The 25,873-nt window shown below is 60.4% G+C and carries 27 protein-coding genes, 1 tRNA gene and 1 other RNA gene; 11 read left to right on the forward strand and 18 right to left on the reverse strand.

What is annotated here, in order from left to right:
• Positions 1–29 precede the first annotated feature (29 nt).
• Positions 30–1,280 (reverse strand): lytic murein transglycosylase, encoded by a 1,251-nt coding sequence (locus tag Q4481_RS00245; protein ID WP_304374154.1) that lies wholly within the window; start codon positions 1,278–1,280, stop codon positions 30–32.
• A gap of 14 nt (positions 1,281–1,294) precedes the next feature.
• The gene (gene recR / locus Q4481_RS00250; protein ID WP_304374156.1) at positions 1,295–1,900 is read right to left on the reverse strand and encodes a recombination mediator RecR; all 606 of its coding nucleotides are present in this window, start codon (positions 1,898–1,900) and stop codon (positions 1,295–1,297) included.
• A gap of 57 nt (positions 1,901–1,957) precedes the next feature.
• Here recR and Q4481_RS00255 point away from each other — a divergent pair, with 57 nt between their 5' ends.
• Positions 1,958–2,572 carry an MOSC domain-containing protein gene (locus tag Q4481_RS00255; RefSeq protein ID WP_304374157.1) on the forward strand — a complete coding sequence of 205 codons (615 nt, stop codon included), beginning with the start codon at positions 1,958–1,960 and terminating at the stop codon, positions 2,570–2,572.
• A 2-nt stretch (positions 2,573–2,574) separates the two neighbouring features.
• Here the strand turns inward: Q4481_RS00255 and Q4481_RS00260 are convergent, their stop codons facing one another.
• Together Q4481_RS00260 and Q4481_RS00265 are read right to left on the reverse strand one after the other, a co-directional pair.
• On the reverse strand, positions 2,575–3,186 hold the full coding sequence (locus Q4481_RS00260; protein ID WP_304374158.1) for a LysE family translocator: 612 nt from the start codon (positions 3,184–3,186) through the stop codon (positions 2,575–2,577).
• Positions 3,187–3,239: 53 nt separating this feature from the next.
• A complete protein-coding gene (locus Q4481_RS00265; RefSeq protein ID WP_304374159.1) occupies positions 3,240–3,821 on the reverse strand; it encodes a TetR/AcrR family transcriptional regulator in 582 nt (193 codons plus the stop codon).
• A gap of 78 nt (positions 3,822–3,899) precedes the next feature.
• Between Q4481_RS00265 and Q4481_RS00270 the strand changes: the two genes are divergently transcribed.
• A complete protein-coding gene (locus Q4481_RS00270) occupies positions 3,900–4,790 on the forward strand; it encodes an alpha/beta hydrolase family protein (protein WP_304374160.1) in 891 nt (296 codons plus the stop codon).
• On the opposite strand, the gene Q4481_RS00275 is transcribed toward Q4481_RS00270, so the two are convergent.
• From Q4481_RS00275 to ffs, 3 genes are all read right to left on the reverse strand, one after another.
• Positions 4,791–5,114 (reverse strand): YbaB/EbfC family nucleoid-associated protein, encoded by a 324-nt coding sequence (locus tag Q4481_RS00275; protein ID WP_304374162.1) that lies wholly within the window; start codon positions 5,112–5,114, stop codon positions 4,791–4,793. It lies immediately after the preceding gene.
• A gap of 3 nt (positions 5,115–5,117) precedes the next feature.
• Positions 5,118–6,959, reverse strand: coding sequence for a DNA polymerase III subunit gamma/tau (locus Q4481_RS00280; RefSeq protein ID WP_304374164.1), 1,842 nt, complete (start codon positions 6,957–6,959; stop codon positions 5,118–5,120).
• A gap of 94 nt (positions 6,960–7,053) precedes the next feature.
• Positions 7,054–7,151, reverse strand: an RNA gene (gene ffs / locus Q4481_RS00285) — signal recognition particle sRNA small type.
• Positions 7,152–7,244: 93 nt separating this feature from the next.
• On the opposite strand from ffs, the gene Q4481_RS00290 reads away from it, so the two are divergent.
• The 3 genes from Q4481_RS00290 to Q4481_RS00300 are packed head-to-tail and all read left to right on the forward strand — an operon-like array spanning position 7,245 to position 9,117.
• Complete coding sequence (locus Q4481_RS00290) at positions 7,245–7,649, forward strand: HIT domain-containing protein (RefSeq protein ID WP_304374165.1); 405 nt, start codon at positions 7,245–7,247, stop codon at positions 7,647–7,649.
• Positions 7,649–8,626: an NAD(+) diphosphatase gene (nudC, locus tag Q4481_RS00295; RefSeq protein ID WP_304374167.1), complete on the forward strand. Its 978-nt coding sequence runs from the start codon at positions 7,649–7,651 to the stop codon at positions 8,624–8,626. Before Q4481_RS00290 ends, nudC begins: the two co-directional genes overlap by 1 nt.
• A 2-nt stretch (positions 8,627–8,628) precedes the next feature.
• Positions 8,629–9,117, forward strand: coding sequence for a heme-degrading domain-containing protein (locus Q4481_RS00300; protein ID WP_304374169.1), 489 nt, complete (start codon positions 8,629–8,631; stop codon positions 9,115–9,117).
• A gap of 37 nt (positions 9,118–9,154) precedes the next feature.
• On the opposite strand, the gene Q4481_RS00305 is transcribed toward Q4481_RS00300, so the two are convergent.
• Both Q4481_RS00305 and Q4481_RS00310 read right to left on the reverse strand, forming a co-directional pair.
• The gene (locus Q4481_RS00305; RefSeq protein WP_304374171.1) at positions 9,155–10,597 is read right to left on the reverse strand and encodes an aldehyde dehydrogenase family protein; all 1,443 of its coding nucleotides are present in this window, start codon (positions 10,595–10,597) and stop codon (positions 9,155–9,157) included.
• 356 nt (positions 10,598–10,953) lie between these two features.
• Positions 10,954–11,038 (reverse strand) — tRNA-Leu (locus Q4481_RS00310).
• 425 nt (positions 11,039–11,463) lie between these two features.
• Between Q4481_RS00310 and Q4481_RS00315 the strand changes: the two genes are divergently transcribed.
• Positions 11,464–11,859, forward strand: coding sequence for a BA14K family protein (locus Q4481_RS00315; RefSeq protein WP_304374173.1), 396 nt, complete (start codon positions 11,464–11,466; stop codon positions 11,857–11,859).
• A gap of 78 nt (positions 11,860–11,937) precedes the next feature.
• Here the strand turns inward: Q4481_RS00315 and Q4481_RS00320 are convergent, their stop codons facing one another.
• The gene (locus Q4481_RS00320) at positions 11,938–12,237 is read right to left on the reverse strand and encodes an Rdx family protein (RefSeq protein WP_304374174.1); all 300 of its coding nucleotides are present in this window, start codon (positions 12,235–12,237) and stop codon (positions 11,938–11,940) included.
• 121 nt (positions 12,238–12,358) lie between these two features.
• On the opposite strand from Q4481_RS00320, the gene Q4481_RS00325 reads away from it, so the two are divergent.
• Entirely contained in the window at positions 12,359–13,054 is a 696-nt protein-coding gene (locus Q4481_RS00325) for a sulfate transporter family protein (protein WP_304374175.1), read from the forward strand.
• Between the two features lie 9 nt (positions 13,055–13,063).
• Here Q4481_RS00325 and nth read toward each other — a convergent pair whose 3' ends face one another.
• Complete coding sequence (gene nth / locus Q4481_RS00330; RefSeq protein WP_304374176.1) at positions 13,064–13,816, reverse strand: endonuclease III; 753 nt, start codon at positions 13,814–13,816, stop codon at positions 13,064–13,066.
• Positions 13,817–13,838: 22 nt separating this feature from the next.
• On the opposite strand from nth, the gene Q4481_RS00335 reads away from it, so the two are divergent.
• Entirely contained in the window at positions 13,839–14,336 is a 498-nt protein-coding gene (locus tag Q4481_RS00335) for a DUF2244 domain-containing protein (protein ID WP_304374177.1), read from the forward strand.
• 68 nt (positions 14,337–14,404) lie between these two features.
• Positions 14,405–15,277 carry a methylated-DNA--[protein]-cysteine S-methyltransferase gene (locus tag Q4481_RS00340; protein WP_304374179.1) on the forward strand — a complete coding sequence of 291 codons (873 nt, stop codon included), beginning with the start codon at positions 14,405–14,407 and terminating at the stop codon, positions 15,275–15,277.
• Positions 15,278–15,281: 4 nt separating this feature from the next.
• On the opposite strand, the gene Q4481_RS00345 is transcribed toward Q4481_RS00340, so the two are convergent.
• The 7 genes from Q4481_RS00345 to Q4481_RS00375 form a co-directional block, all read right to left on the reverse strand.
• The gene (locus Q4481_RS00345) at positions 15,282–16,157 is read right to left on the reverse strand and encodes an aldose 1-epimerase family protein (RefSeq protein ID WP_304374180.1); all 876 of its coding nucleotides are present in this window, start codon (positions 16,155–16,157) and stop codon (positions 15,282–15,284) included.
• Positions 16,158–16,222: 65 nt separating this feature from the next.
• Entirely contained in the window at positions 16,223–16,858 is a 636-nt protein-coding gene (locus tag Q4481_RS00350; RefSeq protein WP_304374181.1) for a 2,3-bisphosphoglycerate-dependent phosphoglycerate mutase, read from the reverse strand.
• Between the two features lie 30 nt (positions 16,859–16,888).
• A complete protein-coding gene (gene dapB, locus Q4481_RS00355; RefSeq protein WP_304374183.1) occupies positions 16,889–17,707 on the reverse strand; it encodes a 4-hydroxy-tetrahydrodipicolinate reductase in 819 nt (272 codons plus the stop codon).
• Between the two features lie 22 nt (positions 17,708–17,729).
• A complete protein-coding gene (locus Q4481_RS00360; protein ID WP_304374745.1) occupies positions 17,730–19,454 on the reverse strand; it encodes an ABC transporter ATP-binding protein in 1,725 nt (574 codons plus the stop codon).
• Between the two features lie 105 nt (positions 19,455–19,559).
• Positions 19,560–20,579: a glucokinase gene (locus Q4481_RS00365; RefSeq protein WP_304374185.1), complete on the reverse strand. Its 1,020-nt coding sequence runs from the start codon at positions 20,577–20,579 to the stop codon at positions 19,560–19,562.
• Positions 20,580–20,590: 11 nt separating this feature from the next.
• The gene (locus Q4481_RS00370) at positions 20,591–20,977 is read right to left on the reverse strand and encodes a methylglyoxal synthase (protein WP_304374186.1); all 387 of its coding nucleotides are present in this window, start codon (positions 20,975–20,977) and stop codon (positions 20,591–20,593) included.
• Between the two features lie 105 nt (positions 20,978–21,082).
• Complete coding sequence (locus Q4481_RS00375; RefSeq protein ID WP_304374188.1) at positions 21,083–22,243, reverse strand: dipeptidase; 1,161 nt, start codon at positions 22,241–22,243, stop codon at positions 21,083–21,085.
• 123 nt (positions 22,244–22,366) lie between these two features.
• Here Q4481_RS00375 and Q4481_RS00380 point away from each other — a divergent pair, with 123 nt between their 5' ends.
• A complete protein-coding gene (locus Q4481_RS00380) occupies positions 22,367–23,752 on the forward strand; it encodes a dipeptidase (RefSeq protein ID WP_304374190.1) in 1,386 nt (461 codons plus the stop codon).
• Positions 23,753–23,925: 173 nt separating this feature from the next.
• Positions 23,926–25,821 (forward strand): CASTOR/POLLUX-related putative ion channel, encoded by a 1,896-nt coding sequence (locus Q4481_RS00385; protein WP_304374191.1) that lies wholly within the window; start codon positions 23,926–23,928, stop codon positions 25,819–25,821.
• The last annotated feature ends 52 nt before the right edge of the window (positions 25,822–25,873 follow it).

A 25,873-nucleotide genomic window follows, 5' to 3' on the forward strand; every position in this document is an offset into this window, starting at 1 on the left:
CATGGAAAGGCATTCACGCCGTTCCAACCTCAGCGAATCTTGGCGAGCAGCGCTTCGTCAGGATAGCAGGTCGGGTTCAGGCCGTTCTCCGCCTGCCAGCGTCCGATCGAGCGGCGCGTCTTGTAGCCGGGCAATCCGTCAATCTTGCCGACGTCGTGCCCTTTCTTGTTGAGACGCTTCTGCATGGCTTCGACATCGGATCGCAACATATGGCCGACCGAGCCCCAGCTGCCTTCGAAAGCGCCGCTGCCATAGTCGATCCTGTCGGCGAGATTGCCGATGAACAGCGCATAGAGATCGGAATTGTTATATTCCTTGATGACGTAAAAATTCGGCGTGACGATGAATTCCGGCCCATGCCGCCCTGCCGGCACCAGCATCATCCCCTCGGCTTTCAGCTCCGACTTCGGAAAATCCTTGCCGCTTATGCGCTCGATGCCTTGCCCGGCCCAGGCCTTGATCGGCTGGGCGAGATCGGGACCTTCCTGGGCGCAGGAAACATTGGCCGGGATCGATACTTCGTAGCCCCAGCTGCGATGTGCCTGCCAGCCCTTGAGCACGAGATAGTTCGCAATCGAGCCCAGCGCATCCGGCACCGAATTCCAGATGTCCTTGACACCGTCGCCATCAAAATCGACCGCATATTTGAGATAGGACGAGGGCATGAATTGCGGCTGCCCCATGGCGCCGGCCCAGGAACCCTTCATCATGCGGGGATCAATGCCATCTTCGACCATCCGGAGGGCCGCGAGCAACTCCTTGCGGAACAGTTCCTTGCGGTCGCCCATGAAGGCCATCGTTGCCAGCACATCCATTTCCGACGAGGTGATCTTGGCGCGACCATATCCGGTCTCGCGGCCCCAGATGGCAAGCACGACGCTTCCCGGAACGCCGTAGGTCTTCTCGATCTTCTTGAGAAGCCGCGCATGCGCCGCGGCATGCTGGCGACCGGTGGCGGCAAGCCCGCTCAGCCGTTTTTCGTCGAAATAGGGACCGGGTGTCGAGAACTCGGCCTGATTCTGCTTGCGCTTCTTCTTCGGCTTTTCGCCGGGCGGTGTCAGGTCGGGCAGTTTCCAGTTGATGGCGACATCCGAAAAGGCGCGCTCGAAGGACCGGCGCGAAATGCCTTCAGCCTTGGCTAATGGCCAGATTTCCGTTTCGATCCAGCCCTGGAACGCCTTTTCGACGCTCGCCTTCGATGCGGCGGCAGCCGGTGCGGCCAAAATTCCTGTCAACAGAACTGAAGCGAGCAGCGCCCGTGCCTTGGTCGAAATCCTCATGCGTCTCTCCGAAGTCAGATCGCGGTGCGTGACCTGAGCGCTGCTGTCAGGGTTCCGTCATCCAGGTAGTCGAGTTCGCCGCCGACCGGCACACCATGGGCAAGACGGGTGATCTTGATATCGAGCCCGGCGAGCTGATTGGTGATGTAATGTGCGGTCGTCTGGCCTTCAACGGTCGCATTGACGGCGATGATCACCTCGCGAACCTTGCCGCTTGAAACCCGCTCGATCAGGCCGCGGATGTTGAGATCGTCTGGACCGACCCCATCGAGCGGCGAAAGCGTACCGCCCAGCACATGGTAGGCGGCATTCATGGCGCCGGCGCGTTCCAGCGCCCAGAGATCGGAAACATCCTCGACGACGATGATCACCGAATGGTCGCGCCGCTCGTCGGTGCAGACCGTGCAGGGGTCGATCGTGTCGACATTGCCGCAGCAGGAACAGATCCGCACTCTCTGGTGCGCGTCGGCCATGGCATTCGACAGGGGGCCGAGCAACTGGTCCTTCTTCTTGACGAGATGCAGCGCCGCCCGTCGCGCCGAGCGCGGTCCAAGCCCCGGCACTTTCGCCAGCAACTGGATGAGTTTTTCGATTTCGGGGCCGGTGACTCGTTTTGCCATGGTTCGTATCTAGCCTATAACGACCATGCTTGTGAATCACCAAGAGGCGCGACTGCCATGAAACTTGTTGCTGTCTGCATCGGCGAGGCACGACCGACACCTAGCCGCAAGTCGGCCCGGACCGGCATTTTCAAACAGCCGGTCACAGCGTCCGTGATGGTTGACCGGGAGGGAATCGTCGGAGACAAGATCCTCAATCGCAAGCATCATGGTGGGCCGGAACAGGCCATTTATATCGAAAGTGCTGAGGATCTTGCCTGGTGGGAAGCCGAACTGGGCATCCCGGTCGCGCCTGGAACATTTGGCGAGAACCTGGTCATATCCGGCATCGCCAATCGTGATCTCGCCGTCGGCGATCGTTTCGAGATCGGCGATGTGCTGCTGGAAATCACCTCCGCGCGCGTTCCCTGCGCCACCTTTGCCCTGAGGATGGGCGATCCCCAGTTCGTCAAGCGCTATACGAAGGCGGCGCGGCCAGGCGCCTATGCGCGGGTTCTGAAGTCCGGGACGCTTTCGGCCGGAGACACTGTCCAATATACAGCCTATGCCGGAGTGCGGCTGACCATGCCTGAATTGCTGCGGACGTTTGGGCGAAAGCTCACGGGTGAGGAGCGCGCACAATATCTGTCCACACCGATCAATAGCAGAATCCGGGATCTGCTCGAAAGCTGAGCCTATTTCGCCGCGATTGCCACCGCCGCGCCCGCCATCAACCCGGCGCTGGTGCGGTTGGCATAGGTCATGGCACGGCTACTCTTGAGCAGCAGCCTCGCTCTTGAGGCAAGAAGCACCCAGGCAAGGTCGATGGCCATCAGCACCAAGAACATGACGGCGACGAGTTCGGCCCATCCGGCCACTGTCACCGCGTTCAGATCGATGATTGTCGGCAGAAGCGCGATATAGAACATCATGATCTTGGGGTTGCCGAGCGTCACGGTCATCCCGGCGAAGAACAGTTTCCGTGCTGAACCGGCTTCGGGCAATGCCTCACCTTGGGTATCGGTCGGGGCAACCCACATTTTCCAGGCCAGATAGAGCAGATAGGCAACGCCGACCCATTTGATCGCCAGGAACATATAGTGGAACGACTCGGCAATGGCAGCGAGACCGAGCACGGCAAAGGACAGCCAGATCATCTCGCCGACCCACATGGCGGCGAGAAACGGCAGCACGTCGCCCGCGCCGCGCGTCAGCACGCGTGCAATCAGCGCCGCGATGCTGGGGCCCGGCGAACCGGCCGCTATAGCCAGCGCAGCTGCAAAAAGTGCCAGGGATGCCAAGGTCATGTCGTTCTCCCGCAATGGTCGGATTATGCGGACTTTGGCAGTCAAGGCAAGTCTCAGGCCGAAGCGTTCCGGGCTGCGGTTGCCACCAGCGATCGCGCTGCATCTGCCGCATCCCGCATGTAGGCCGGGTCCCGGTGCAGCATCACCACGGCAAAGGAACCGTCGATGAGAAGCCGGATCTGTCGTGCGAGCGGAGCGGGCTCCGAAATGCCGGCATCAGCCAGCACGCTTTCGAGCCAGGCTTCAAGCCGCTTCTTGTGGGCGATGCCGGTAACGATGGCCGGATGGCCCGGCATGCTTGCCAGCTCGACGGAGGTGCGCAGGAAGCCGCAGCCTTTCCATTTCGGGCTCGTTGCCTTGACGGCGAGGCTTTCGAACAGGCTGGCGATCCGATCCTCTATATTGCCGTGCGACTTCTCGAACCATTGCCGGAATGCGCCGAGGCTTGGCTGGTCCCGATAGGCCAGATAGGCGGCAACGAGATCGTCCTTGCTCCTGAAATGATAATAGAGCGAGCGCTTGGTGATGCCGGCTTCCGCCGCGACCGCATCAACGCTGACGGCGCGTATGCCTTCCCGATAAAACAACCGGTTGGCGGCAGCGACGATCTTTTCGCGGGTTTCAAGTTCGGCCATGGCCAAAAGTATACCGCCCAGTGAGTATACACAAGGGATGATTTACGCCATCCTTAAAACGAAATGATGGAGCAGGGCATGGAGCCACGGGCAGTCGAGATAATGTGTGACGATGGCGTTCGTCTGGGTGGTCATTTGTGGAAGCAATCCGGCGGAACCGATGAGGGTGCGGTGATCATCAACTGCGCCACCGGCGTCCTGTCGCGCTTCTATCATGCCTATGCCCGTTTCCTGGCAGAGCATGGCTACACGGTGCTCACCTACGATTATCGAGGCATCGGCCTATCCCGCCCGGACCGCTTGCGTGGCTCTGGCTTTCGCTGGCGCGACTGGGGCGAAAGAGATTTTGCGGCGGTCGTGGACCATATGCGCAAGGCGCGGCCCGATCTGCCGCTCCTGGTTGTCGGCCATTCGATCGGCGGCTTCCTGCCGGGCTATGCCGCCAATGCCGCAAGCATCAACCGTATCCTGACTGTCGGGGCGCAGTTTGCCTATTGGCCGGATTATCATGTTGCGAAACGAAAAGGCCTCTTTCTGAAGTGGCATCTGGTGATGCCCGCGCTTTCGCTCGCTCTCGGCTATTTTCCCGGCCGGCGTCTGGGCTGGCTCGAGGATCTGCCACGCGGGGTGGCTCTCGAATGGGCGTTCCGGGGCAGGGCGATCGAACAACACCTGCAGCAACAGGAGCGGGACAGGCTCAGGGCGCATTTCGCATCCGTCGATGCCCCCATTCTGGCGATCACCGTGTCCGACGACGAGTTTGCGACCGAACCCGCCGTCCGGCGTGCGCTTTCCTATTATAGAGGATCAGAACGCACGTCCGTCATGCTGGAGCCCGGCGACCTCGGACTGGAAACGGTCGGTCATTTCGACCTGTTCCGCGCCCGTCATGCCGCCGGCTTCTGGCTTGATACGCTTTTATGGTTGCGCGAGGGCATCAATCCCTGGCCGAACCGTCGCTTCGAATGATCAGAAGGGGAACTTCATGCCGGGCGGCAGAGGGATGCCGGCGGTCAGCGCGGACATCTTTTCCTGCGCCTGCGCTTCACCCTTGTCCTTGGCATCCTTGTGGGCGGCGACAATCAGGTCCTCGAGAATCTCGACATCGTCTTCCTTGAACAGCGACGGATCGATCTTGATCGAGGTCATCTGGCCCTTGCCGTCGAGCACGACCGTCACCATGCCGCCACCCGACTTGCCTTCGATGCTCATCGCGGCAATCTCGGCCTGGACCTTCTCCATCTTGGCCTGCATTTCCTTGACTTTGCCCATCATTCCCATGATGTCTTTCATCGCTTACTCCTTGTCGGAATCGTCATCGAGCATATCGGGCTCGGTCGTTCCATCTTCATTGTCCAAATCATCAACAGTCGCGGTTATCCGCACGTCGGTAATCTTTGCGCCCGGATAGCGCGACAGGATGGCTGCCACGTCCGGATCGGCGCGAGCATCGGCCACGCGACCGTCGCGCTCCTTGGCTTCCTGCTCGACCAGCGTCAGGCCGCCGGGATCGCGGCTGAGGATCACCAGCCAGTTGATGCCGGTCCATTCCTTGAGGCGCGATGACATTTCGCCGACGAGCGAACGCGGCGCATCGGGTGAAAGCGTGATTTCCAGCTTGCCGGGCTCGAGCCGCACCGGCCGGACAAACTGACGGATCTGCGCCTTCAGCTTCATGTCACGGTTTTCGCCGGCAATATTGGCAATGTCGGCGAGGCTGCGAATGGCAACCTTCGGAGCCGGCTGCTCCTCGACCCGGCTTTCCGGTCGTTCAGCGGGCCGTGGCATACTATCGGGTACCGGTCGCAGCATCGCCGTCGGCCCGTTCGATGGGGCCGATTTGGTCTCGAACGTCCGCGAAGGCTGCATGACGGCCTGAGCCGTGCTGCCTCCACCCGCACCGCCGCCACCGGGCCGCGGCATCGGTGCGCCGCCGCCTTGCTCCATCATTTCGGTGAGCCGGCGTGCGGCATCCTCCGGCGAGGGCAGCGTGCTGGCATGCGCGAGCCGGATCAGAACCATTTCGGCAGCTCCGAACGGACGCGCGGCATTTTCTGTTTCGGGAATGCCCTTGAGCAGCATCTGCCAGATGCGCGAAAGCGTGGTGACCGCAACGGAATTGGCAAACTCGCTTCCCTTGATCCGCTCGATCTCGCTCAGCGAAGCATCGTCGGCCGATTCGGGAATGTATTTCAGTCGCGTCACGAGATGGGTGAAATCGGCCAGATCGGTGAGAACGACGACCGGATTGGCGCCGGCCTCATACTGGTTGGAGAATTCGCGCAAAGCTGCCTGGACATCGCCTTTGACGATTTCGCCGAACAGATCGACGATGCGGGCACGATCGGCAAGACCCAGCATGCCGCGCACCGTATCGGTCTCCACATGGCCGTTGCCATGGGCGATTGCCTGGTCGAGCAGCGAAAGACCGTCGCGGGCCGATCCTTCGGCGGCGCGCGCGATCAGCGCCAGCGCTTCCTTTTCCGCCTGTATGCCTTCTTTCCCGGCAATGGTTGTGAAGAGGCCGACGAGATCGGCGGCCGGAATGCGCCGCAGGTCGAAACGCTGGCAGCGCGACAGCACGGTGACGGGAACCTTGCGGATTTCCGTCGTCGCGAAAATGAACTTCACATGTTCCGGCGGCTCTTCGAGCGTCTTCAGAAGCCCGTTGAAAGCCGCCGTCGAAAGCATGTGCACTTCGTCGATGATATAGACCTTGTAGCGCGCCGTTGCCGGCCGGTAGCGCACCTGCTCGATGATCTCGCGAATGTCGTCGATACCGGTATGCGAGGCGGCGTCCATTTCGATGACGTCGACATGCCGGCCTTCCATTATGGCCTGGCAATGTTCGCCGGGTTCGCGCAGGTCGATTGTTGGCCGGTCGATCGTATCGGTCTTGTAATTGAGTGCGCGGGCGAGAATGCGGGCCGTCGTGGTCTTGCCGACCCCGCGGACGCCGGTCAGCATGTAGGCCTGTGCGATACGCCCGGTCTCGAAGGCATTGGTCAGCGTTCGGACCATCGGTTCCTGGCCGACCATGAGATCGGAGAAATCCTTCGGACGGTACTTGCGTGCCAGCACCCGGTAGGCGGGTTTTGTCACCGAAGTCTGATCGCCTGTTTTGCTAATGTCTGTCATGGTCCCGTCGCGCTTCATCGACTTCAAGACTAGCCGGATCGCTCGGAAAGGGAAACTCCTGACGCCGGGTTTCGTTGCCGTAAAGGCGAAGAGGGTGGGAGGCCGGCACGATGACCCGTACCGTAGCTCGTTGGGGCTGCTTCCTTCCGGACCTGACCCGGTTGGCGAGTGGCGCGTCCACCACCAGCCTCCCGAGCTCCATATCGTCAATATCAGTTGCGAATGCAAGACAAAGTTGGAAATATATCTCCCAACGAGATTATAAAAATATGACGGGAGAGTTTGGTGAACGATTTCAGGCTCGATGAGCGACTGATGAATGACACGTTGCCTGTGACGCGGCTCGGTGTCTGCGAATTGCGTCTGATGAACGACCGACGCTGGCCCTGGTTCATTCTTGTGCCGCAACGCCCAGACATCACGGAAGTGCACGAACTGACACCGCTCGACCAGACCATGCTGGTCTTCGAGACCGATCTGGTTGCAAAAGCACTGAAACAGGCAACCGGTGCGACCAAGATCAATATCGGCGCGCTCGGCAATATCGTTCGCCAGCTTCACGTCCATGTCATAGCGCGCTATGAAAGTGATCCGAACTGGCCCGGGCCGGTCTGGGGATTCGGCACCCGCGAACCCTATGACCCAGCAGAGGCCGAAAAAATGAAATCGATGTTGATGGACAGGATTTGATGGCGGCTCACACTCTTTTCGATGTTCTTTCGCCGCATCCCGAAGCCTCGAGCCTGGTGGCTTTTGCCGGCAATCGCCTCGATCGCCAATCCGAACACCGGACGGATGATTGCGTCGAACTGGCGCTGAAGAATGAGAAGGTCCATTGTTTCGCCTTCGCGCGCGGCAAGCTGGTGATGAAGCATGAAGAGCAGGTGCTGGATCCGCTGTTTGCGCCCTATGAGTTGCGCGACCTTGATCCGGATTTCGACAATGCCATCCTGCTGGGCTACGAAGAAAACGGCGAGCCGCGCGTGGCCGTCCCGGTCGGTATCGATCCCGAGACGGCTTTCGATCATCTGAAATTTGCCGATGGGCGCACGCTGATGCGCGAGGCCCTGCTGTCCGATAGCCTTTTGGGTGAGTTTGCCCAGGCATCGGCGCTGATCTCCTGGAATCGTTCGGCGCGCTATTGCGGGCGCTGTGGCGGCGAAACCCGGCTGGGCTCGGGTGGCTACAAGCGGACCTGCAACAATTGCGGCACCGAGCATTTCCCCCGCACGGATCCCGTCGTCATCATGCTGGCGGTCGATGTCGATGGCGATCGTTGCCTGCTCGGCCGTTCGCCGCATTTCCCCGAGGGCATGTATTCCTGTCTGGCCGGCTTCGTCGAGCCGGGTGAGACGATCGAAAATGCCGTCCGTCGCGAAACGTTCGAAGAGGCCGGCATCGAGCTCGGAAGCGTCCGCTATCATGCCTCGCAGCCTTGGCCGATGCCCTTTTCGCTGATGATCGGATGTTATGGCCGGGCCGAGACGTTCGATATTGCGCGAGACACTGCCGAGCTTGAGGATTGCCGCTGGTTCACCCGCGACGAGGTGAAGGCCATGATTGCCGGCGAAAGCCCCGAAGACATTTTTGTACCTGTGAGCGGGGCGGTCGCCTATCGCCTGATCCAGGACTGGATCGATTGGCCAGAAGGTCGGGAGGAGCTTTGAGCATGACGCAGACCCACGAAGAACGCATGGCCATCATGGCCAAGCAGGAAACGATTGCCTCTTTCCCAAACTTCAATGAAGAGGCGGCCTTTGATCTGGGCTCGGCGATCTATGCGATCGCGCGTGGCCGAAGGGCGCCGGTGGTCATCGGCATCCGTACGCCGGACCGGACCCTCTTTCATGCCGCAATGCCCGGATCTTCGCCCGACAACGACCATTGGCTCCGCCGCAAGAGCAATATCGTGCTGCGCTTTCACCAATCATCGCTGATGTTCGGCGAAACGCTTGCGGCGAAGGGACGGCAGGTGGGGCCCGAACTGGGTCTCGATCCGCTGGACTATGCCGCTCATGGCGGCAGTTTTCCGATCCGGGTCAAGAAGACCGGTGTCATCGGCGCTGTGACGGTGTCGGGCCTGCCGTCGATCGAGGACCATCGCATGGTCATCGAGGCGCTGTCGCTCTACCTGAAGGTGGATCTGCCGAAAATCTGACGATTGCCGGCGGCGGAGCCGCCAGCAATATCTCGCATCAGGCCGAGAAATCGTAACCAGAGATGCCCTTGGATTCGAGGAATTCCTCGATACCCCAGACGCCGCCTTCGCGGGCACGGCCGGACTGCTTGACGCCACCAAAGAACGAACCGGCGCCGCGCGGCTTGCCGTTCATTTCCACCATGCCGGATTTCAGCTTGAGGCCGACGCGGTTGGCGCGGGCGGGGTCGGACGACTGGACATAGTTCGTCAGGCCATAGGGCGTGTCATTGGCGATCTGGATGGCTTCCTCTTCGTTTTCAAAGGGGATCATCACCATCACCGGTCCAAAGATTTCCTCGCGCTCGATCGTCATGCCAGGCTTCACATCGGCGAAGATGGTCGGCTTGACGTAGTAACCGCGATTGTAGGCTTCCGGCAGACCGGGACCGCCGCAGACGAGGCGCGCGCCCTCATCGATTCCCTTCTGGATGTAGCCCTGGATCTGGTCCCACTGGCGCTTGTTGACCACCGGGCCGATATGGGAACCATGCTCGTGCGCCGGGCCGACCTTGATCGATTCAGCAACCGCAACGGCCTTGGCCACGGCTTCGTCATAGATGCTCTTTTCGACCAGCATGCGCGAGGGCGCGTTGCAGGACTGGCCGGAATTTTCCATCATGCGGCGGACGCTGCGTTCGATGGCCTTGTCGTCGGCATCGGCAAAGACGAGGTTCGCACCCTTGCCGCCGAGTTCGAGCATCACGCGCTTGAGCGATTCCGCTGCCGCCTTGGAGATGGCGCGGCCGGCGCGAGTCGAACCGGTGAACGAAATCATTTCGACATCCGGATGGGTCGAAAGCTGGGAGCCAACGCCCATGCCATCGCCGTTGACGAGATTGAACACGCCTGCCGGAACACCGGCATCATGGCAGAACTCGGCAAACAGCATCGCGTTCAGCGGCGCTTCTTCAGACGGCTTCAGCACGCAGGTGCAGCCGGCGAGCATGGCAGGGATTGCCTTGAGCGCGATCTGGTTGACGGGCCAGTTCCACGGCGTGATGAGACCGACGACACCGATCGGCTCCTGGGCGACGGCGGCCATCGGCGCATGCGCTCCGAGCGGACGGATCCACTGGATTTCCTCGAAGGCCTTGAGGAAGTTGTTGGTGTGCCAGGGTAGGCAGGTCGCCTGGTCCGACAGGGCGAAATCGATCGGTGCACCCATTTCCATCGAAATGGCTTCGCCGAATTCCTGCAGGCGCTTTTCATACTGCTCGAGAATGCGGGCAACGATGCGGGCACGCTCGGCCGGCGGCGTCGCGGCCCAGGCAGGGAAGGCGGCCTTGGCAGCGGCAACAGCCTTGTCGGTATCGGTCTGGTCACCGAGCGAAATGATGGCGCACGGTTCTTCCGTGGTCGGGTTGATCACCTGGCAGTCGCGCGGGGCGGTCGGAGCCACCCAGGCGCCGTTGATATAGAAATCGCGTTTGATCAGCATGGAATGTCCTGCGGGCACCAACTGTGCCGAAATGAAGGTTCATACTCCCGCCCGGCCGCACATCGGGGCCGAACAGTCCGGATTTTGCCAGAAAGAGGCACGCTGTGACGGCTTATCCGAACCGAAACCGTGCCGCAATTCGAATAGAAGGGAGACGCAATCCAGTAGCGCTCGCCGGCGGCGCTACGATGACCGTTTTTAAACGAAGGTCAAGATGGCGATGCTCACGCTTGCGTGACGTCGATCGGGGTGAGTTTTGCGTTTTGGTGAATACGACGATGCGGCCTGAACCGCTTCCGCGGTAAGTCGTCAAGGCACCGGCCTGACAATCGTAACGTCTTGTTATAAAAGGGAAATGGTGCCCAGAAGAGGACTCGAACCTCCACGCCTCGCGGCACAGGTACCTGAAACCTGCGCGTCTACCAATTCCGCCATCTGGGCAGCGAGGGAGCGTTTACGAAACCACCCTTCGCCTGTCAACTGCTTTGTTGCAAAACTGTTGTCGATTTTTTGGAGAAAGCGGACGGTCTTCGAGAAAATTTATGAAAAACATAAGGATAGGCTGATGGCGGTGTCATCCGATCCTGTAAAAAACGCTTCAAGACGGGGAACAATCTTGCCATTCGGGCATTGAATGATTCGTCCGGTCATGAATGATCGGCAAAAGAATTTGAAAACCAGATTGTCAACGCCGCCGCAAATTGGGCATGATATGCGCCTAGGAAGCGCAAACCACATCTCGGACTTGGCTAAAAACATATATTTGCGGGTTCTGATGTGCTATGAAGAATAAAAACGAAAGAAGAAACGTTCAACGCAAGGGACAGAAAAGAGCGAAAGCTCTTGAACCAAGAGAGGATAAAGAAATGTCAAAATTTCGTAATTTCGCAATGTCCGCCGCCTTGGCATTTGCGACGATCGCTCCGGTAACGGTTGCTGAAGCTGCTCCTTTTGCTCCCGTGCCGCTGAAGATCGAGAAGAAGACTGACGTGACCGATGTGCGCGTGGTCTGCAATCGCTGGGGTTGCCGTCGGACTTATTGGGGCCCGCGTGTCGTCGTTCGGCCGCGTGTCGTTTATCGTCCGCGCGTCTGGGTCGCTCCGCGTGTCGTCATCCGTCCGGCGCCGCGCTATGTGGTCCGCCAGGGCATGAGCCGCCACGTTCGCTGGTGCCTCAACCGCTATGCGTCCTACAACCCGGGAACCGATACGTTCCTGTCCTATGACGGTTACTACAAGCGTTGCAATTCGCCGTTCCGTTGATCGGTTGACGGTTTGAATACCAAAAGGCCGGGTGCGTTGCATCCGGCCTTTTTCGTTCGGTCTTTGAGTTCATGAAGATCAGGCGTTCCGGTCGAGATGGCCAAGGTCGCGGTCGGGCTCGATCACATCGCGCAGGCGCTGCTTGAGGTCCTTGGGGCCGGGAAAGCCGCCATCGCGCTTGCGCTCCCAGATCGACTGGCCGTTGACGCTGATTTCGAAATGGCCGCCGGTCCCGGGCACGAGCGCGACTTCGCCGAGACTGTCTCCGAATGTCTGCAAAAGTTCCTGCGCCATCCATGCTGCCCGCAGCAGCCAGTTGCACTGGGTGCAATAGACAATGACGATTCGGGGCTTGGCGGGATCAGGCAATGTGTTCATGCGACAGGTGATAGCACCGCGATTTTCTCAAGAAAAGCCGCCTTGCAATTGCCGCTACTGATCGCGACATAGGGCCTGTCTGTCCATTCGAACATCCCGATCAAAAAGGAGCACGGCAAGGATGATCTTTACAGCGGCTTTGCGGGCATTTGCCGATGTCTTTTCGCCGGCCATCCGTCGGGTTTTCTGGAAAGTGCTCGGCCTGACCATCCTGGCGCTGGTCGCTCTCTGGCTTCTCGTCCGCGAGATGTTTGTCACCTGGTTCGGGCCCGTGATCGAAACCTATCTGACCGGGCTACCGGAATGGGCCGGCTGGCTGACGGTGGTGGCCGGGTTCGTCGCCGCGTTCGGGCTGGCGGCAGCCGTTGCGATGCTGATTGCGCCGGTTAGCGCCATCATGGCAGGTCTCTTTCTCGATGATGCGGCCGAGATCATCGAACAGCGCGATTATGCCCAGGATGCGCCTGGCAAGGCGTTGCCGCTGTCCCAGTCGCTTTTGTCGAGTCTGCGCTTCTTCCTGATCGTGGTCGCCGCGAACCTGGTTGCGCTTCTGCTGCTGCTCGTGCCGGGCGTCAACCTCATCATCTTCTTTCTGGTCAACGGCTATCTACTCGGGCGGGAATATTTCGAATTTGCCGCCAGTCGCATTCTGGGTGCGGATCAGGCGCGGGCCTTTCGCGCCGCCAATGCCGGAACAGTGTTGGTGGCAGGCTTCGTGGTGGCGCTCTTTCTGTTCATCCCGATCCTCAATCTGCTGACGCCGCTCTTTGCCGCCATTCTCATGGTGCATCTCAACAAGGCGCTGGCAAAACGGTGAGGCTCGTCGTCAGATGATCTGCGCCGGCAATTCCACGAGCGCTGCCGGCACATCGCAACTCTTTGCCTCGTAACGACAGAGATCGGCAATCACGCATTTCTCGCATTCCGGTTTGCGCGCCTTGCAGCAATAGCGGCCATGCAGGATCAGCCAGTGATGGGCATGGAAGAGATAATGCTCGGGAATGATTGCCAGAAAACGGTCCTCCACCTCATCCGGCGTTTTGCCGGGGGCGAGATGCAGCCGGTTGCCGATGCGGAAAATATGCGTGTCGACGGCGAGTGCCGCGATGCCGAAGGCCATCGAGAGTACCACATTGGCCGTCTTGCGACCGACGCCGGGCAGGCTAACGAGCTCGTCACGTGTTTTCGGCACCTCGCCGCCAAAATCGCTGAGAAGCTTCTGAGACAGCAGGAAGACGTTTTTGGCCTTGTTGCGATAGAGCCCGATCGTCTTGATATAGTCGCGGATCTGATCCTCGCCGAGGGCGACCATCTTTTCCGGCGTGTCGGCGACGGCAAACAATGGACGTGTCGCCTTGTTGACGCCGGCATCGGTGGCCTGGGCTGACAGTACCACGGCTACAAGAAGCGTAAATGGATTGGTGTGGAAAAGCTCCCCCTTCGGTTCGGGGCGCTGGACCGAAAAACGGCGGAAAATCTCTTCGATATCCGCTTGACTGTAAAGGCTCTTGCGACGACGGCCCGAAGCACTGGTTTTCAGCGGCTTGGCTGCTGTCGGATCATTCTTGCGCTTTGTCATGGAATCCCTGTATTCTGGCACCATGACGATAGAGATGGACGCGTTCGCGATCAACACCCAACCCGTGTTCGAGGCCGAGCTCAGGCCCTACCGATCTCTGGGCCCGATCGGCTTGCGCGTGGTACTAGGCCTTGCCTTCGCTCTGTCGCTTATCAATGTCATTTTCTTCCTGGCAACGGGCGCGCTGCCGGTAGCCATGTTCTTCGGGCTCGATTTCGCGCTGCTGTTCGGTGCCTTCTATCTCAACAATCGCGCCGCACGTGCGCGAGAGCAGGTCTCCGTTTCGCGCACCGAACTGACGATCCGCAAGATTTCCCCGCAAGGACGCATGAGCGAGAGCCGCTACAATCCCTTCTGGGCCCGGCTCGAGATCGACCGCAAGGACGATGGCATCGAGGCGATGGCCGTGGTTGGGCAGGGCCGCCGGACGGGGATCGGCGCCTTCCTTCATCGTGATCAGCGGGAGGATTTTGCCGCCGCGCTGCAGCGGGCCCTGGCAACGGTTCGGCGCAGGATCTGATCCTGCCAAGAAACGGGTGGCGCCTCTTTTCGTTCCATGGCACGGAAAGGCTCTAGGAGACAATTGCCATGCAAATCACGCTCGACAAGGCCAAGGAAATCATTCCCGCGGATGAGGATTATCGCATCGTCTCGGGTGTCATTGCCATGCTGACAGAAGATTATCGCGACCAGCCGTCACTCGAGTCTATCGCGGGTCGAATGAAACGCGATCCGATCGAACTGCAAAAGACGTTCACCCGCTGGGCCGGCCTGTCACCCAAAGCGTTCCTGCAGGCAGTCACGCTCGACCATGCCAAGCGCTTGCTGAGGGACGAGAACCTGCCGTTACTGGAAACGACGCTCGAACTCGGCCTGTCGAGCCCCGGTCGCCTGCACGATCTTTTCGTGACGCATGAGGCGATGTCGCCGGGCGAATGGAAGGCCAATGGGCGTGGGCTCGATATCCGCTACGGTTTCGTCGCATCCCCCTTCGGCAAGGCGCTTCTGATGGTCACCGACCGTGGGCTCTGCGGCCTTGCCTTTGCCGATCCGGGCGAGGAGGAGGAAGCGTTGCGCGACATGACGGGCCGCTGGCCCGAAGCGATCTTTCATGCCGATGAGGCGGCTGTCGCTCCCTATGCCGGTCGCATCTTTGATGAGGCGCGCTGGCGGGCGGAGGAGCCGCTCCGTGTGGTGCTGATCGGCACCGATTTCCAGATCCGGGTCTGGGAACAGTTGCTCGAAATTCCGCTCGGCCGGCTGTGCACCTATTCGGATATCGCAACGAACATCGGCATGCCCAAGGCCTCGCGTGCCGTCGGTGCTGCGGTTGGCCGCAATCCCGTCTCCTTCGTGGTTCCCTGCCATCGGGCGATCGGCAAATCCGGTGCGCTCACCGGTTATCATTGGGGTCTGACGCGCAAACGCGCCATGCTGGGCTGGGAAGCGGCGAAAGGCTGACGGATCAGGCCGCCGGAAACGTCACCGAATAGGCAAAGCGGCTCTTCTCGCCCGCGCCCAGCACAAGCGTCGATGGGCGATCTTCGATCGCAGCGCCCGTGCCTATAATCGGTGCGGTTCCGTGCCAGGGCTCAATGCAGAGATAGGGCGCGCCCGGCTTGGTCCAGAGCGCGAGATTGGGCAGATTCTCGAATGTGAAGTGGAGTTCGGGACCATCTTCGGCCCGGTAGATCAGCGATGATCCTGCACCCTCCGGAAAGATCATCGCATCCTCGACAAACAGCGCCGGATCGAGGGCCAGCCGCCCCTTGCGGAAGGGGGAGGGCAACAGCGCCGGGCGACGCAACCCGCCTTCGAGCCGCGAGAGCGCTGGTTCTGCGCCATTGTCGAGCAGGATTTCATGGTGATGATGGCCTTCGGCACCCGGCAGCGGCCAGGCAAAGGCGGGATGAAAGCCGAAACCGAACGGCATCGACGTTTCAACCTGATTTGTTACCGTCACTGATACGGTGAGCTTTGCACCCTCAAGGCGATGCTCGACGGAGAGGCGGAAATCGAAAGGGTACTGGCTGCGCGTCTCGTCATTGGCTGCCAGTTCGTAGCGGCAGAAATCGCCCGAATGCTCGATCAGGGCAAATGTGCTCCGCCGCGCGAAACCATGCTGGTTCATGGCAAATGGTTCGCCGCCGATGGTCAGGCGGTCGTACGGGGCCTTTCCGACGATCGGAAAGAGAATGGGCGCGCGTCCGGCCCAGAAGGCCGGATCGCCATGCCAGAGCCAGCTCCGCCCATCGCTTGTGACAATCGATTGGGTCTCGGCGCCCAATGGAGAAACCTCGACCGTGAGGAACGCATTTTCGATCCGGATTGCTTCTGGCATCGGCCTGTCCTCTTGCACCTGATCGTTGCGGGAGGGCGGACAGGGTCCGCCACCCCGCTGTCGCGTCAATGGGCGCCGGACATGTCGCCCAGCACTTCCTTGGAAGCGGTGGTGGAGTCGGCATTGAGCTTGTAGACCATCGGCACCCCGGTCGCGAGGTTGACGCTGAGGATCTTCTCGCGGTCGAGACGGTCGAGCACCATCAAAAGCGAACGCAGCGAGTTGCCGTGGGCTGCGACCAGAACCTTCTGGCCCCTGAGCACGCGCGGCAGGATCTCGGTCATGTAATAGGGCCAGACGCGGGCGCCCGTATCCTTCAGGCTTTCGCCACCCGGCGGCGGTACGTCATAGGAACGGCGCCAGATATGGACCTGCTCTTCGCCCCACTTGGCGCGCGCATCGTCCTTGTTGAGGCCGGAGAGATCGCCATAGTCGCGTTCGTTGAGCGCTTCGTCGCGGATGGTTTCGAGATTGGGCTGGCCGACGCCATCGAGAATGATCTGGCAGGTCTTCTGCGCCCGCTGCAGCGAGGAGGTGAAGGCGATGTCGAAGGTGATGCCATAGTCGCGCAGCGCGTCGGCGCCAGCCTTGGCTTCCTTGAGGCCCAGTTCGGTGAGATCCGGATCACGCCAGCCGGTGAACAGGTTCTTCAGGTTCCATTCGCTCTGTCCATGCCGGACGAGTACCAGCGTTCCGCTCATCAAAGTCTCCCTTGCGGTTCGTTCAGAATTTCAGTCGAGGCCGAGCACGTCGAGCATGCTGTAGAAGCCCGGCTTCTTGTCGAAGGCCCAGCGCGCTGCGGTGACCGCGCCCTTGGCAAACAGCGCCCGGTCCATGGCGCGATGCGAAAGCGTGATCATTTCCTCGTCGCTCGAAAACAGCACCGAATGGTCGCCGATCACGCCGCCGCCGCGCAGGGTCGCAAAGCCGATCGATCCGGCCTCGCGGGCACCGGTATGGCCGTCGCGCACCTTTACGGCATTGGCGAGGAGATCGATGCCGCGACCCTTGGCGGCTTCCGCGCCGAGCAGCAGCGCCGTCCCGGATGGCGCATCGACCTTTTTGTTGTGGTGCATTTCCAGCACCTCGATATCCCAGTCCGCGGCTTCAAGTGCGGCGGCAGCCCGGCGCACCAGAACGCCAAGCAGGTTGACGCCGAGGCTCATATTGCCGGACATGACGATGCGGGCATGGCGGCTGGCGGCCTTGATCTTTTCGACGTCCTCCGCCGAGCAGCCGGTGGTGCCGATCACATGCACGATGCGGGCCTGAGCGGCGAGCGCCGCCATCTCCACGGTGGAGGCAGGCGATGTAAAATCGATAACCGCGTCGGCCTTCAGGAATGCAGCAAGCGGATCGCTGGTCAGGGGAACGCCGATCGGCCCGACGCCGGCCAGTTCGCCGGCATCCTGTCCCAGCAGAGGCGAGCCCGGCCGTTCGAGAGCGGCATGCACCTTCATGCCCGGGGTTGCGTGAATGGTTTTGACCAGCGCGCGGCCCATGCGGCCGCCTGCGCCCGCGATCACAACCATCTTGATGTCTTCGCTCATCGGTTATGCCCTCATGCGATCGTTACTGGCGAACCTGCAGCTGGTTGAGGCGAGCGTAAAGACCGCCCTGAACCTGCGCAAGCGTTTCATGCGTGCCCTCTTCGACGATGCCGCCATTCTCGATCACGATGATCTTGTCGGCATTGGCGATTGTCGAGAGGCGGTGGGCTACTACCAGCACGGTCCGGCCCTTCATGGCATTGTCGAGTGCCTTCTGCACGGCCAGCTCGGAGGCGGTATCGAGCGCCGAGGTGGCTTCATCGAGCAGCAGGATCGGCGCATTGCGGGCGAGCGCGCGCGCAATCGACAGCCGTTGCCGCTGGCCGCCGGAGAGGTTGGAGCCCGCTTCGCCGACCGGCGTGTCATATCCCTTCGGCAAGGCGAGAATGAAATCATGCGCGTAAGCCAGACGTGCGGCTTCCTCGATCTCGGCATCGGTCGCATCCGGGCGGCCGTAACGGATATTGTCGCGGATCGTGCCTTCGAACAGCAGCGGTGCCTGCGATACATAGGCGATCGCGGTGCGCAGCGAATGTTTGGTAATGTCGCGGATATCCTGGCCGTCGATCAGCACCTGGCCTTCGAGCGGATCATAGAAACGCGGCACCAGGCTGATGATGGTCGATTTGCCGGAACCCGAAGGGCCGGCGAAGGCCGTGGTCTTGCCGCCCTCGGCGATGAAATTGATGTTCCGGAGCACGGGCTCGTCGCCATAACCGAACGTGACGTTGCGGAACTCGATCCGGCCCTCAGTCACCGCAAGCGGTTTGGTGTCGGGCGCTTCGGGCATCGGCAGCGGCGTGTCGAGAATGTCATAGATCATCTTGGCATTCACATAGGCGCTTTCCATCTGCACCTGCAGCTTTGCCAGACGCCTGGCCGGGTCGTAGGCGAGCAGAAGGGACGCGATGAAGGCGATGAAGGCGCCCGGCATCTGGCCATTGGCGATCGTCTGCCAGGACGCGTAGGCAACCACCGAAGCGATTGCGGCGCCTGCAAAACTGTCCGTCAGGGGGGCCGTGCGTTCCGAAAGCCGCGCCATCCGGTTCGCGCGCTTTTCCGCCGTTTCGATCAGGGCGTTGACGCGGTCGCGCAACTGGTCTTCCATCGTAAAGGCCTTGACGATTGCAAGCCCCTGGATCGTTTCCTGCATCGCGCCGGTCACATGGGCGTTGAATTCCACCGAATCGCGCGTTGCCGAGCGCATCTTGCGTGCCACCAGACGCAACGCGATGAAAATCGGCGGCGTCGCTACGAAGGTGATCAGCGTCAGAAGCGGATCCTTGGAGATCATCACGCCGATCAGCGCGACGAGCGTCACCGCATCACGCGCGACAGATGTGATGACGAGGTTCAGCGTATCGCGGATACCGGTGACATTCTGCGCCACGGTCGAGGAGACGCGTGCCGAGCGCGATTCCGAATAGAAGCCGACATCCATCGCCATCAGATGGCTGAAGAGCCGCTTCTGGTAATTCGCGACAATGGCATTGCCGATTTTCGACAGGGTGACCGCCTGACCGAAAGAGGCGAACCCCTTGAGGGCAAAGGCGAAGAAAATGCCGAAGCTGATAATGGCGACGAGATCGGCCCGCTTGTTGGTCAACGCCTCATTGACCACCGATTCCATAATCCAGGCGGTAAAGGCCGTCGAGGAGGCGACACCGATCAGGCAGGCGATCGCAAACAGATAACCGCCGAGATGAGCGCGCCAGTTCTCCGAAAACACGCGCCCGATCAACGGCATTAAGGCGTTGCGGTCGACATGCTGCTTGTTCCGGTTTTCTACGCTCAACGATGACTTCCTGTCTCAGACGGCTGCCTCATATCGCTTGCGCACCGGTTTGAACAGTCATTTCCGCCAGCGCCGGCCTTCCGTTGCCACGCCGAAACGACCAGGCATGCGCGCGTAGCTCGACAGCCCGGCCAGAGCCGCGAGCGGATGGGTAACGACGAAGGTCGGAATGGACTGCATGAGCGAGCCATGCGGTGCCTTGTCCTCGAAGGCGGCGCGGAATTCCGGTCCCTTGAGTGCAGGCAGAATCTTCTGCGGAATTCCGCCGGCCAGATAAACCCCGCCGCGCGCCATGAAAACGAGCGCCATATCGCCGGCAACACGGCCGAGATAGGTGGAAAACAGCCGGATCGCTTCGGCGGCGGCCTTGTTTTCATTGGCAAGCCCGCTGGTCGAAACCTCGGCGGGATCTGTGAGTATCGGGGCGACGCCATCGGCAGCGCAGATCGCGCGATAGAGATTGAGAAGCCCACGGCCGCAGAGAATCTGTTCGGCCGACACACGGCCCTCTATCCGTTCGATATGCGGAAAGATTTCGTTTTCGCGATCGCTGCGTGGTCCGAGATCGACATGGCCGCCTTCGCCCGGAACCGGAATCCAGGCATGGCGGGCATGCACGAGGCCCGCAACGCCGAGGCCGGTGCCCGGGCCGAGAACCACCTTGGAGTGGCCCTGCAGGCTCTCGCCCCTGCCGATCTGGATCTGGTCCTCGTCGCCCAGCGAAGCGATCGCAAGCGCCTGCGCCTCGAAATCGTTGACGATCATGACGTCGGACAGGCCGAGATTGGCCAGCATGTCGAGCGGCTTGACCACCCAGGGGCAATTGGTGAGCGGAATTTCATCGCCGCGGATCGGACCTGCGACCGCCAGGATGGCCGAGACCGGTTGCACCGATGTCTTGTCGAGCACGCCCGCCTGGATCGCTTCATCGATCGTCGCATAGTTGGCGGTCTGGATGATCGGGAAATCGCGTGGAGTCGTATGCTGGTCGGTGATGATCGAAAAGCGCGCGTTGGTACCGCCGATATCGCCTATCAGGATCGGAAAGGAAAAATGCTCGTCGGAAGATCTTGCCATTGCCCTCGGCCTTACGTCCTGGAATTGGTCATGTTCTGAAACAGCCGCTCGGCTGTCGCCCGGTTCAGGGCCATCGGAATATCATAGACGGTTGCAAGCCGCATCAACGCCTTGACGTCGACATCATGCGGCATGGCGGTCAGCGGATCGGTAAAGAAGATCAGCATGCTGACCTCGCCCTCGGCAATCATGGCGCCGATCTGCTGGTCGCCGCCGAGCGGACCGCTCTTCATCCGCCGCACGGAAAGCTCCGGGCAGGCATCGAGAATGCGCCCGCCCGTCGTTCCCGTTGCGACGATGTTGTATCCCTTAAGCAGGTCGCGATGGATGAAGGCGAAGTCGGCCAGATCGTCTTTTTTCTGGTCATGGGCAATCAGGGCGATGGTCTGCTTTTGCACCGGTGCACTCCGCTTCGCTGGCCTGCGTCTCGTAAGCTATCAGAATAGGCCTATATCGGAATCTGCCGACGGTGCAACGGGTAATTCAATCGATTTGAAAACATCTCAACCCCGTATCTCGCCAAACACGCGCAGGAAATTGCCGCCGATGATCTTGGCGACCCGCTCCTCCGAATGTCCGCGCTTGAAGAGGCCCGCCACCACCATGGGCGTCTTGCGATAGGTCTCCCAGACCGGCTTGTAGTTGGCATCCATATCGGTGCCGATGGCGACATGATCGTCCCCGATTGCAGAGATCAACTGCTCGATGCGGCCAAGATAGGCTTCGAGCGTTGCAATGCCGAAGCCGGCCGGCCAGGCGCCGATGAAACCGCCGCTGTCCGCGATCTTGCCTGCCAGTTCCTTCGAGATGAATCGTGCGCTGCCGATGCCAAGTCCGGTAATGTGGGTATGGGTGGCAATCACTGGGCGGGTCGTGATCGCAAGCGTGTCGAAGGCGGTCTTCTCGTCGGCATGCGAAATGTCGAGAATGATCCGGCTCTTTTCGATTTCCTGAACCACGGCGCGACCGAAATCCGTGAGCCCCTTGTTGACCGGCGGTGCCGTCATGATGTCGCCGATCCGGCCGCCCGACAGATAGTGGACGAGCGTGATGATGCGGACGCCATCCTCTGCCGATCTGGCGATGTTGGACGGATCGTCATCGACGAAATCGGCCCCTTCGACCGCGAGAAGGCCGGCGGGCTTGCCGGCCTTCAGGGCCGTCTCGATGTCGCCCGGTTCGAGCGCGAGTGAAATCAGGCCGCGAGACGCAAGCGCCTTCAGATTGGCAACCTGCTCGCGATAATAGGACATGGCTTCGCCGGGCAGGAACGGCCGCACCGAAACGAGACCGCCATCTTGCGAATCGAGCAGGGGAAAATCGGCCACGGCGGAAAAGGCCGCCGCAGACATCTTGCCCTTCACCATATCCGCGACGACCTCGTCTTCGAACGTGCCTGCCGCCTGATAGAGTTTGAGCTTGATGGTCAGGTTGGAGGCCCCCTTGACGAAGGTCCTGCCCGGATGGGCGTGGCTGTCGATCGCCGGATGGTTCGCCAGGAATTCCTCGGCTCTTTGCAGTTCGGCTTCGGTGAGATCGAAACCGACAGGAACGTCGGTCGTATCGATGAACCGGCGCAGGATGGTGGGGGCGGCAAGCGTGCCAGCCACGCCGGCTGCAACGAGAATGCCTGAAGCTGTCAAAAGTTTACGTCTTGAAATCATGATGGTCCTCCTCAACCGAGGAGAGAATGCCACAGAAATGAATTTTAAAAGTGGCGGAATTTCACCATGAAGTCTTGTAAGGTCCTCTCCAAATCACACCGAATGCAGCATCAGGATATGTCGATGACCGAACTCGCTCCCGTACTGACCCAGGCAGATGCCAATCTCGATTCGAGCCTCGAGAAGCTTTTCGATCTCTGCCGCATCAAATCCATTTCGACCGATCCGGCCTTCAAGGCCGATTGCCGCACGGCGGCCGAATGGCTGGTCAGCTATTTGCAGTCGCTGGGCTTCGAGGCTTCGGTCCGCGATACGCCAGGCCATCCCATGGTGGTCGCCCATCACGCCGCCGGCTCGGAAGGCGCGCCGCATGTGCTGTTTTACGGTCACTATGACGTTCAGCCGGTGGATCCGCTCAATCTCTGGGAACGCGATCCGTTCGATCCGGCGATAATCGAACGCGATGGCCAGCGCGTGATTGCCGGTCGCGGTACGTCGGACGACAAGGGCCAGTTGCTGACCTTTGTCGAAGCCTGCCGCGCCTACAAGGAAACTCACGGAGCTCTCCCTGTACGGGTGACGATCCTGTTCGAAGGTGAGGAAGAGTCCGGTTCGCCCTCGCTCAAGCCGTTCCTCGAAGCCAATGCCGCCGAACTGAAGGCTGATTTTGCCCTCATCTGCGATACATCGATGTGGGATGCCGAGACGCCGGCCATTTCCGCCGGCCTGCGCGGTCTGGTGGGGGAGGAGATTACCATCAAGGCTGCGGACCGCGACCTGCATTCCGGCTATTTTGGCGGCGCGGCAGCAAACCCGATCCATATTCTGAGCGACATTCTGGCCGGGCTGCATGACGAGACCGGCCGTGTGACGCTCGAAAGCTTCTATGACGGCGTCGAGGAGACGCCATCGCAGATCAAGGCCTCCTGGGAAACGCTCGGCATGAGCACGGAGAAGTTCCTGGGCGCCATCGGCCTTTCGGTTCCTTCGGGCGAAAAGGGCCGATCCGTTCTCGAACTCACCTGGGCCCGGCCGACGGCGGAAGTCAACGGCATCTGGGGTGGCTACACCGGCGAAGGCTTCAAGACGGTCATCGCGGCCGAAGCCTCGGCCAAGGTTTCGTTCCGTCTGGTCGGCAAGCAGGACCCGGATCGCATCCGCGCCTCGTTCCGCGCCTATGTCCAGTCGAAGCTGCCCGCCGATTGCCGGGTCGAGTTCCACCAGCATGGCGGATCGCCGGCGATCCAGCTGCCCTACGATTCCGCACTTCTCAATCGCGCGAAATCCGCGCTCTCGGATGAATGGCCGAAACCGGCCGTGATGATCGGCATGGGTGGCTCGATCCCCATTGCCGGCGATTTCCAGAAGATGCTGGGAATGGAAGCCTTGCTGGTCGGTTTTGCACTTGCCGATGACCGGATTCATTCGCCAAACGAGAAATACAACCTGACCTCCTTCCACAAGGGCATCCGTTCCTGGATCCGCATCATGGCAGCACTGGCCGACTGATTGGCCAAGAACCCTCCCGATTGCCTTCGTTCGCTCTTCCGGGCGGGCGAAGGTAACTATACGTGAGGTTTCGTTCAAACGTGCGAAAATGCCGCTTTAATTTAGCCAGGTAACATGATTATAAGGGCGCGTTTTTAACGGTTTCCTGCCTGATATGGCGGATGGGGGACAGAATGAACAGTAAACCCGGTCTCGGAGCGCGGCTCCGTTACTGGTTCGACCGCACGATGTCCGCCGGTACCGGCGCATTGATCGGTTGGCTCGGCATCATCTCGCTTGTCATTATCCTGGTCTTCGGTGGCATCATTGCGCTCACCGGCGTTGCCCAGGATGACGGTCAGTCCCTGTCCTTCGCAGAAGCTGTCTGGCAATCCCTGATGCGCACCATGGATGCCGGTGCGCTTGGGGCCGATACGGGCTGGGATTTCCGCCTGCTGATGCTCGTCGTGACGCTGGCCGGTATCTTCGTCTTCTCGACCCTTATCGGTATTCTGAGCTCCGGTATCGAAAGCAAGCTCGATGAGCTGCGCAAGGGACGTTCCAAGATTCTGGAAAAGGATCATACGATCATCTACAACTGGTCGTCGTCGATCTTCGACGTGATTTCGGAACTGGTCATCGCCAACGAAAGCCGCCAGCGGCCGCGCATCGTCATCATGGCGAACCGCGACAAGGTGGAAATGGAAGACGAGATTGCCGACAAGGTTGGCGATCTGCGCAACACCAAGATCATTTGCCGCTCTGGTGATCCGACCGATCTTTACGATCTGTCGATCGCCAATCCGAACGCCTCCCGCTCGATCATCGTGCTGTCACCGGAGGACGATGATCCCGATTCTGCCGTCATCAAGACCATTCTCGCACTGACCCAGGGGCCAAGCCGCCGCAAGCAGAAATATCGGATCGCTGCGGAAATCCGTGATCCGGACAATGCCGAGCTTGCCGGTATTGTCGGCGGCGACGAGGTGCAGCTGGTTCTGGCCGACGATCTCATATCCCGCATTGTGGTGCATTCGAGCCGGCAACCAGGTCTGAGCGCGGTCTATACCGAATTGCTCGATTTCGACGGTTCGGAAATCTACACGATCGATGCGAAGGATTTTGTCGGCAAGACCTATGCCGAAGTCGCCATGTCCTATGACAGCTCGACCCTCATCGGCATTGTCGACGGGAAGGGCACCGTCGAGCTCAACCCGGACCGCCAGCGTCGCGTGGCCGAAGGCGAGCGGATCGTTCTGATCGCGGAAGATGATGATGCGATCGTGATCAAGCCCTTCCAGGGCAAGATCGATTCCTCGCTCATCCACCGCATTCCCGATGCGACGATCGGAACCGAGCGGACCCTGATGCTTGGTTGGAACAAGCGTGCGCCGCTGATTGCCAGCGAACTGTCGCGGTTCGTCGCACCCGGCTCGCTTCTGACGATCGTCGCCGACAAGGACGATCTCGAGGAACTGGTCTCCGACATCAAACTCGCCAACAACAACCTGACGATCGAATGCCACCGCGCCGATTCCTCTTCACGGACCGTTCTGCGCAACCTCGACGTCATCAGCTACGACCATGTTCTGGTTCTCGGCTACAATGAAGATCTCGCTCCCCAGGCTGCCGATACAAAGACGCTCGTGACGCTTCTTCATCTGCGCAAGATCTCGGAAACGGAGGGCCGCCGCACCAATGTGGTCAGCGAGATGATCGACGTTCGGAACCGCGAGCTAGCGGAAGTCAGCCGGGCGGATGATTTCGTAGTCAGCAACAAGCTGGTCAGCCTCATGCTCGCCCAGGCGGCCGAGAATGAATATATGTCGCGGATCTTCGGCAGCCTGCTCGATGAGAACGGCTCGGAGCTCTATATCAAGCCGGTGGCCAACTATGTGAAGACCGGTATCGAGATCGATTTCTACACGCTGACGGTCGCAGCCATGGTTCGAGGTGAAACCGCCATCGGTTATCGCAGCCGGCGTGTGCCGACCACGAGCGGCGCATTCGGCGTCAAGATCAATCCTCTCAAGTCCGAAAAGATCATCTTCGACGCGGATGACGAATTGGTTGTTCTTTCCGCGAGTTGAGAACTGCTTTCTTGAGAATTTCGGGGCAGCCTTCAGTATCGCAGGCTGCCCC

Source organism: Fluviirhizobium alvei (assembly GCF_030551875.1).
GTDB classification, from domain to species: Bacteria; Pseudomonadota; Alphaproteobacteria; order Rhizobiales; family Rhizobiaceae; genus Rhizobium_E; species Rhizobium_E alvei.